This is a genomic window from Actinomadura logoneensis (assembly GCF_003428695.1).
Classification (GTDB): Bacteria; Actinomycetota; Actinomycetes; order Streptosporangiales; family Streptosporangiaceae; genus Spirillospora; species Spirillospora logoneensis.
Genome location: NZ_QURH01000927.1, coordinates 1 through 7,437, shown reverse-complemented (window position 1 = coordinate 7,437; position 7,437 = coordinate 1). Strand labels below are relative to the sequence as shown.

The 7,437-nt window shown below is 74.7% G+C and carries 5 protein-coding genes and 2 pseudogenes; 4 read left to right on the top strand and 3 right to left on the bottom strand.

Annotation, left to right across the window (positions count from 1 at the left end; translation table 11 throughout):
* Together DZF91_RS40645 and DZF91_RS42770 are read left to right on the top strand one after the other, a co-directional pair.
* Positions 1–742, top strand: a pseudogene (locus DZF91_RS40645) (hypothetical protein); the annotation flags it as partial.
* Between the two features lie 612 nt (positions 743–1,354).
* On the top strand, positions 1,355–1,984 hold the full coding sequence (locus DZF91_RS42770; RefSeq protein ID WP_328589243.1) for a septal ring lytic transglycosylase RlpA family protein: 630 nt from the start codon (positions 1,355–1,357) through the stop codon (positions 1,982–1,984).
* Between the two features lie 100 nt (positions 1,985–2,084).
* Here the strand turns inward: DZF91_RS42770 and DZF91_RS31295 are convergent, their stop codons facing one another.
* The gene (locus DZF91_RS31295) at positions 2,085–3,038 is read right to left on the bottom strand and encodes an arginase family protein (protein WP_117360675.1); all 954 of its coding nucleotides are present in this window, start codon (positions 3,036–3,038) and stop codon (positions 2,085–2,087) included.
* Between the two features lie 191 nt (positions 3,039–3,229).
* The gene (locus DZF91_RS31290; protein WP_117360674.1) at positions 3,230–4,306 is read right to left on the bottom strand and encodes an alpha/beta hydrolase family protein; all 1,077 of its coding nucleotides are present in this window, start codon (positions 4,304–4,306) and stop codon (positions 3,230–3,232) included.
* 362 nt (positions 4,307–4,668) lie between these two features.
* On the opposite strand from DZF91_RS31290, the gene DZF91_RS31285 reads away from it, so the two are divergent.
* Positions 4,669–5,031: a YkvA family protein gene (locus tag DZF91_RS31285; protein ID WP_117360673.1), complete on the top strand. Its 363-nt coding sequence runs from the start codon at positions 4,669–4,671 to the stop codon at positions 5,029–5,031.
* Positions 5,032–5,151: 120 nt separating this feature from the next.
* Here DZF91_RS31285 and DZF91_RS31280 read toward each other — a convergent pair whose 3' ends face one another.
* Positions 5,152–5,934, bottom strand: coding sequence for an IclR family transcriptional regulator (locus DZF91_RS31280; RefSeq protein ID WP_117360672.1), 783 nt, complete (start codon positions 5,932–5,934; stop codon positions 5,152–5,154).
* Positions 5,935–7,242: 1,308 nt separating this feature from the next.
* Here DZF91_RS31280 and DZF91_RS41580 point away from each other — a divergent pair.
* A pseudogene (locus tag DZF91_RS41580) lies at positions 7,243–7,437 on the top strand (hypothetical protein); the annotation flags it as partial.

Genomic DNA, 7,437 nt, shown 5'->3' with positions numbered 1-7,437 from the left:
GATTTGTGGCTGCGCCGCCCACGGTGCCCACGGCGCGCCCGCGGGCCGCGGCGGGGCGCACCGGCCGCACGGACGCGAGGCCGCCGAGCGCGTCGCGCTCAGCCGCTCGCCCGAGCCCGGGGGCTACACCCCGTCGTCGATCCCGCTGCTCGGGGACCTGCTCGCGCCGCTCATGCCGAACCCCTCGGCCGACCAGAACCAGCAGGGCGGCCAGGGGCAGGGCCAGGGCCAGGGCGCGAAGGGCGGCCAGGACTCCCAGTCGTACGGGCAGTCGTACGGCCAGGAGGACCGGCACGCGACCGCCGTGCCCGCCGCGGCCGGCCTCTCGGACCCGGGCCCGAACAACGGCAGCCCGCTCGGCGGGAACCTGCTCGGCCAGCTGACCAAGATGCTGAGCGGCCTGAAGCCCGGCGCCGACCAGAACCAGTCCAACGGCCAGGGCGGCGGCGAGGGCGCGTCCCAGGGCGGCTACGGCTCCGGTGAGGGCTCGTACGGCACCGGCCGCGGCCGTCCCGGCCGTCCCGGTTCGAACGGCTCCTACGGCGGTTCGTACGGCAACTCCTACGGCGGCTCCTACGGCGGCGCGGCCCGCCGGATCGCCTCGGACGCGCGGCTCGCCGAGGCGCCCGCGCCGCTGCCGCTGCCGCTGGTCGGCGACGTGCTCAGGCGGCTGAACGGCGGGTCGGCCCCCGCGAACGTCGCCATGCCGAACCTCGCGCGCAAGCGGATGGTGAACGCCTGACCCCGGCGTCCCCCGGACGGTCCGCCGCACGATCCACCGGCTCCTGATCCACCCGGAACGGGACGTCCGCGCCACCCGGCGCGGGCGTCCCGTTCGCATGTCCGGGGAAGGCGAGCCTTACTGTCGAGACAGTGAATTACACCGTTGTTATCCGTCCGTGATAGCGCCGCGAAATCTTTACCCTGCGCACTAGATCCACTTCGGAGTGACAAAATCCTGGTGACAAAGCCCACAAAGCCAAGGCTTTTGCTTGCTTCAAGCGGAAGACACCGTACGGTCAAGGACTTGTGTGCGGCCCCACGTGAGATCGCTTGGTTCCTCCAACTGAAGATGGCCGGGAGCCGCACCACCGGACGCCCGATCCGCACGGCTGCGAACGTGGGGTGCTCGAACGCGGAGCACCCGAACCGCCGGCGGACGCGTCGAACCACCGGTGCCGAAGAGCGGGCCACGAGGCGGAGAACCCCTCGTGACGGAAGATCCCGCGGCACGCGTGCGAACGAGGACGAAGTCGTCGACATCCAGTGACGGAGTTCGTGCCCGCGTGCGCGCGCGACCGGAACACGGCACGCCGGGCGTCCGGGGACCTGTCCCCGATCAAAGGACTTCTCCGTGGGCAAGCATCACCCCAGGTTCCGTCTCCGGAACATCCTGGTCGCGTCCGGCATCGCCGTCGCCGTACCGGCGGCGGGCGCGGCGGCGCTCCTGACCGGCGGCTCGGGCGGATCCGCCGACGCCGCACAGACGCGGCAGATGGCCGCCGCCTCGCCGAGCCAGAGCCAGAGCCCGAGTTCCGCACCGAGCCGGTCCAGGACCCCGTCGGCCGACCGGCCGCGCACCACCCCGAGCCGCGCCAGCCGCGGCGAGCCGAGGCCCCCCGAGCCGAAGCCCGTGGAGATCACCCGGGCGCCCAAGCCCAAGCCGAAGCCCAAGAAGCCCCACTACACCGTCCTGTCGTCCGGGAGCTGCCAGGCGTCCTCGTACGGCGAGGGCCAGGCGACCGCGAGCGGTGAGCGGTTCGACCCGAGCGAGCTGACCGCCGCGCACAAGACCCTGCCGTTCGGCAGCAGGGTCCGCGTCACCAACCGCAACAACGGCGAGTCCGTCACCGTCCGCATCAACGACCGCGGCCCGTTCGTGTCCGGCCGCTGCCTCGACCTCTCCACCGCCGCGATGAAGCAGGTGGACGGGATGAGCGCGGGCGTCATCCCGGTCCGCTACGAGGTCCTCTCCCGAGGCTGAGCGGACACCGCACACCCATCACCCCGCCGCACTCGGCGTCATCCGGGAGTCGCGCGCGGCCGGACCCGTGCCGGACCCCGGGTGCGAACCCCCGGTCAGGTCACACGGCCGCGTCAGCGCGGTGTGCGGCGGTGAAGGCGTTGACGAGGACACCGGTCAGGGCGGCCCCGGCCGAGCCGTCCGGGTCCACGTCCGGGTCGTAGATGGCCACGTTCATCCCGACCGCGCGCGGGCTCGCCAGCAGGACCGCGAGCAGCCCGGTGAGCGCCTCCAGGGACAGCCCGTCCGGGTTGGGCGAGTCCACGGCCGGCATCACGCCGCGGTCGAGGACGTCCGCGTCCAGGTGGATCCAGAAGCCGCCGGACGCGGCGTCCTCCAGGACGTCCAGGGCGGCCCTGCCCGTGGCCTCGCCGCCGCGCGCCCGGATGTCCGCGCTGGAGTGCTTCGCCAGCGCGGACGTCTCGAAGACCTCGGACGCGACGAAGTCGTGGTCCTCCGGCTCCCACTGGTAGCCGAGCGCCACGGTCCGCTCCTCGGCGACGTAGGGCCGCAGGCCGTCCAGGTCGGCCAGCCCGGCCGGGCCGTGCCCCGTGGCGAGCCGGAGCGCGTACCCGGCGACGTTGCGGGTCCCGTGCGCCCCGGCGCGGTCGCGCGGCGGGGCGTAGTCGGCGTGCCCGTCGATGTAGGCGAGCCCGTGGTCGCCGCGCCGCCGCAGCGCCAGCAGCGGGCCGAGCAGGATGCCGCAGTCGCCGCCGAGGACGAGCGGGAACGCCCCGTCGTCCAGGAGCTCCCCGACTCGTCCGGCCAACCGCCGCGTGTACTCGGCGTGCGCGGGGCCGTTCCGGTAGCCGGTGACCGGGTCCGGTTCGGACGCGTACGGGACGGGTTCGACGCGTCCGGCCTCCGCGACGTCGAGTTCCGCGCCGAGCCGGGTGGCGAGGCCGTGCGCGCGCAGCGCCTCGGGCAGGTGGCGCGTGCCCGGCACGTGCCCCGCGCGGAGCGGCCGGAGCCCGAGGTTGGACGGAGCGTCCAGCAGTGCCACCCGACGAGTCATCGTGTCCTCCTGCAACCACCTAAAGCGTTTAGCCGGTGTCGAGAGGGAGCGTAGCGTCCACCCGGCCGTCCGGTCGAGGGGGCACGGATCAGGGCCGGAACCGCCGGTCAGCGGAACCGCCGAGCAGGGCCGGAACGCCGGTCAGCCGGAACCGCCGGACAGGGCAGGGGCGGAGCCGCCGGAGCCGCCGGTCAGGAGGAGCTGCCGGTCAGGTGCAGCGAGACCGGGGGAGCGGGGCGGGACGCCGGTTCGGCCAGCCGCTCCCGGAACCAGTCGGTGAGCACGCCGTCCACCCGGACGGCCTCGGTGATGGGCGGGCGCGCCTCGGTGCCCGGCGCCGCCGCGAGCGCGTGGCTCATCCGGAACGCGGCGGCCTCCACGGCCGGCGCGCCGCACCGGGCCAGCCGGTCGCGCAGCGCCGTCACCTGCGTGCCGGGGACGATCCGGTCCCGTGCGCCGCCGATGAGCAGCAGCGCCGCGCCCGAGTCCGCGATCCGGTCCGCGCGCCGGGAGAGGTCGAGCCGGTCGGCGAGCGCGGCCCCGGCGGGACCCCAGGAGCGCTCGCGGCCGGACCGCTTCTCCACCGAGCGCGCCACCCGCGCGGGCGCCACGACCGGCGCGACCACCGCCGCCGTGCTCACCCGGACGTCCTGCCGCGCGAGCGCGAGCAGCACGACGGCCGCGCCCGCCGAGAACCCGGCCAGCGCCACCGGATCGGCCGGGACGCCGAGGTCGCGGCGCAGGTCGGCGAGCACGGCGGGTAGCAGGACGGCGGCCCGTTCGACGGCCGTCCCGAACGCCATGACGCCCGCGTCGGTGAGGAACCCCTGCGAGTCCAGCCCGGTCGGCAGCAGGTCGAGCCCGTCGGCCGAGGCGTCCGAATGCGGCAGGTCGAGGTAGACGCGCCAGGTGGGCACGCCGGTCATCGGCAGGGCCGCCGCCATCGCCGCCGCCGTCCGGGGCGGGTCGAAGCCGGGCCACGCCACGATCAACCGCGTCGGCCCGTTCGGCCGCGCGTCCACGGCGGTCGGCGGCAGCGCCACGTACCCGACCCCCGCCGCCGTCCCCCGGACCGGCCACCCCGCGTCGTCCGAGGACTCGACCGCGTCGGACGGCCCGGCGGCGGAGCGGTCGGAGGGCTCGGGCGCGTGGTCGGAGGGTTCGGGGGCGTGTTCGGAAGGCCCGAGGGCGTGTTCGGAAGGCGCGGTGGAGGCGGGGGCCTCGGTGGGCGGCCGGTACGGGGGAGGGGTCGGGGTCTGGGCGGTCATCGTGCTGCTCAGCTCCTCGCGGTCGCGGCGGGCGCCTGCGCGGGCACCGCCGCGGGACGGCCGGGCGTGCTGTGTCCGCGGACGACGGGAGGCGGCGCCCCTCCCGCGAGTCCGAGTTCCCGAAGCCGATGTTTCCAGCGCGCGGCGCTGGATGCCTCACCATCCCGGCACAGTGTGTGCGCGATGGATAGCAAACCGTCACTCATGATCAGGGATGTGTCACCTCGCGGGGAGGTTGAGAGGACGATCACGCGGCAGGGGCCCGCGGGAGGACCGGAAGGGGGGAACAAGATAGGTCTCGAGTGCGTCATATACAGGACGGGCGGGGACAGACCGCCCAACACAACGACCCGGGAGGGCGAGTGAAGGGGAAGCGAGGCGCAGCGGCCGCAGGGCAGGCCTGGCAGATCTACAGCGAGACGCTCCAGGACGGCGCACCGCGCCTCGGCGAGCGCGTGCGTGCCGTCCCCAGGATGCTCAAGGCCGTCCTGCGCGGTGACTACAAGGGCATGTCGATCGGTTCCCTCGGCCTGCTGGCGCTCGGCATCGTCTACATCATCTCCCCGATCGACGCGATCCCCGAGGTGCTGCCGATCGTCGGCGTCGTGGACGACACGGGCGTGGCGCTGTGGATGGCCACCGTCCTGATCCGCGCGGCGGGCGACTTCGTCGCCTGGGAGCGCGGCGGACGTCCCCACGTGGTCGTGGGCGACGTGGTCGACTGAACGGGACCGACTGATCCGGACCGGCCGACCTGGGCCGACCGACCCGGGACGGCCGATCCGGACCGCTGGAACGCGACGAGGGCCGGTGGCGCGAGCCGCCGGCCCTCGGCATGTCCGGGGTCAGTCCTGCGGGGAGCCCTCGAGGTCGGCGGCGAAGCCCGCGGCGACCTGGCGCATGACGGGGACGACCTCGAGCACCGCCTCGTGCGTCATCCGCGCGGACGGCCCGGACACCGAGAACGCGGTGAGCGTCGGCGCGCCCGGCAGGGGGACGGCCACGCAGCGGACGCCGACCTCCTGCTCCTCGTCGTCCACGGCGTAGCCGCGTTCGCGCACGCGCGCGAGCTCGTCCACCAGGGCGTTGGGATCGGTGAAGGTGTGCGGGGTGCGGGCGGGCATCCCGGTGCGGGAGAGGATCTCGCGCACCCGCGGCTCGGGGAGCTGGGCGAGCAAGGCCTTGCCGACGCCGGTGCAGTGCGGGAGGACGCGCCGTCCGACCTCGGTGAACATCCGCATCGAGTGGCGGGACGGCACCTGCGCCACGTACACCGCCGCGTCGCCCTCCAGGACGGCCATGTTCGCGGTCTCGCCCACCTCGTCCACCAGCCGGGCGAGCGCGGGCCGCGCCCAGGTGCCGAGCAGCCGTCCCGCGCCGTCGCCGAGCCGGATCAGCCGGGGGCCGAGCGCGTACCGCTTGCTCGCCTCCTGCCGGACGTATCCCTGGTTCACCAGCGTCCGCATCAGGCGGTAGATCGTCGGCATGGGCAGCCCGGACACCTCGGTCAGCTCCGAGAGCGCCATCTCACCGCCCGCGTCCGCCAGGTGCTCCAGCAGCTCGAAGGCGCGTTCCAGGGACCGTACGGCCTCCGCCACCGACCTCTCCTCTCCGAGGTGATCCCCCATCTTACGGAGAATGTTTTTCGCTATGCGAAAGACGATCGTGTGGTTACGGTCCGTGTGCGAGCGGTTATAACTGCGTGTGCCCCCCGGCGCTGCGAGACCGAAACGGTGCAACGGAAGGACCGGAACATGGGGCACGAGGCGCGGCGACGCCGCGGACGGACCGTACCGCGCCGCGGGCGGGGGACCCGCCGTCTGGGCGTGGCGGTGCTCGGCGGGGTGCTGGCGGCACCTCCGGCCTTCACCCTCACGTCGGCCTCGTCCCTGATGGGCGCGTCCGGCTCCACGGCCTGGGGGGCCACCGTCCGGCTGGTCACGGCCGCGCTTCCGGTCGGGCTGCGACGCCACGGGGGCGACCAGATCATGGACTACCGCGTGGGCGTCGACGCCGTGGGCGGAGCCGCGCGCGACGTGACGCTCACCCTGACCGCGGACCGGCCGCTGAGCTGGGCCGCACGCGCCAAGGAGTGCACGGTCGGCAGCGGACGGACGCAACTGCTGTGCTCCCTCGGCGACGTCCGCGAGCGGCGGCTCCTCCCGATCGCCGTCCGCCTGCCGGACGCGGACCGGGCGGCCGGAAGGGAACGGCGGTCCATCGAGCCGGGTGTGACGATCGTGGCGCGCGCGAAGAACGCGTCCGAGCCGAGCGTCCTTACCCTGACGCCACATTTGGGTGACGCGGATTCCGGTCCAGCCGGAACGTCGGAGGCTCGGGACGAGCCGGAGCGGTCGCTCTCGCCTCCCGCCCATGGGCCGGTGACACAGGCGGGCACCACGCGGACGCCTGCCGCACCCCGGAACCCGATCCAGCAGGCGGTGCAGGCGTCTCCGCACTCCTCCGTCGCGTCCGCGCAGACGTCCGTCGTGCCCTCGCAGCAGCACCTCGCGTCTCCGGGGTCTCGACCCGACGCTCCGCAGACCCGTGCCGTAGCGCCGCGGGGCGACTCGGCGCCTCAGCAGACCTCCGAGTCGTCCGCGCAGGAGCACGCCGCGACTCCGCGCCTCAACGCCGTCGCCTCGGAGCCGAAGGCGGGGGCGCAGCAGACTTCCGCAACCGCTTCGGAGGCTCATGTCGCGATCCCGTTGTCCCAGGCCGCTGCGCCGCAGGGTCACCCCGGGGCCCCGCAGGTTCGCGCCTACGTCCACGCTCCAGTCCCGAATGCGGCAGTCCCGAACGCCGTGGCTTCGCGGGGCGCGGTCTCCCGCAGGGTGAACGAGGCGCGTGCCGTCGGCCCGCAGGTGCCGCGTGTCTACGGGCCTCGGGTGCCGCGTGTCTACGGGCCTCGGGTGCCGCGCGTCTATGGGCCTCGGGTGCCGCGACTGCCGCACGTCCCGCGCGGACGCTCGAACCCCGCCCTCCGGACTCCGCCCCGCGCGGCGATCCCCGCCGTGCCGCACGTGCCCGCCATGCCGCACGTGCCCGCGATGCAGGCCGCGCCCGCGATGCCGCACGTGTCCGGCCTGCCGTCCGCGCCTGCCCTGCCGCCCGCCCCGGCCTCGCCGCCG

Coding starts and splice junctions, on each gene's coding strand:
- DZF91_RS31295 (WP_117360675.1), bottom strand. CDS start 3,038: ATGACTCGTCGGGTGGCACTGCTGGACGCTCCGTCCAACCTCGGGCTC.
- DZF91_RS31280 (WP_117360672.1), bottom strand. CDS start 5,934: ATGGGGGATCACCTCGGAGAGGAGAGGTCGGTGGCGGAGGCCGTACGG.
- DZF91_RS31290 (WP_117360674.1), bottom strand. CDS start 4,306: ATGACCGCCCAGACCCCGACCCCTCCCCCGTACCGGCCGCCCACCGAG.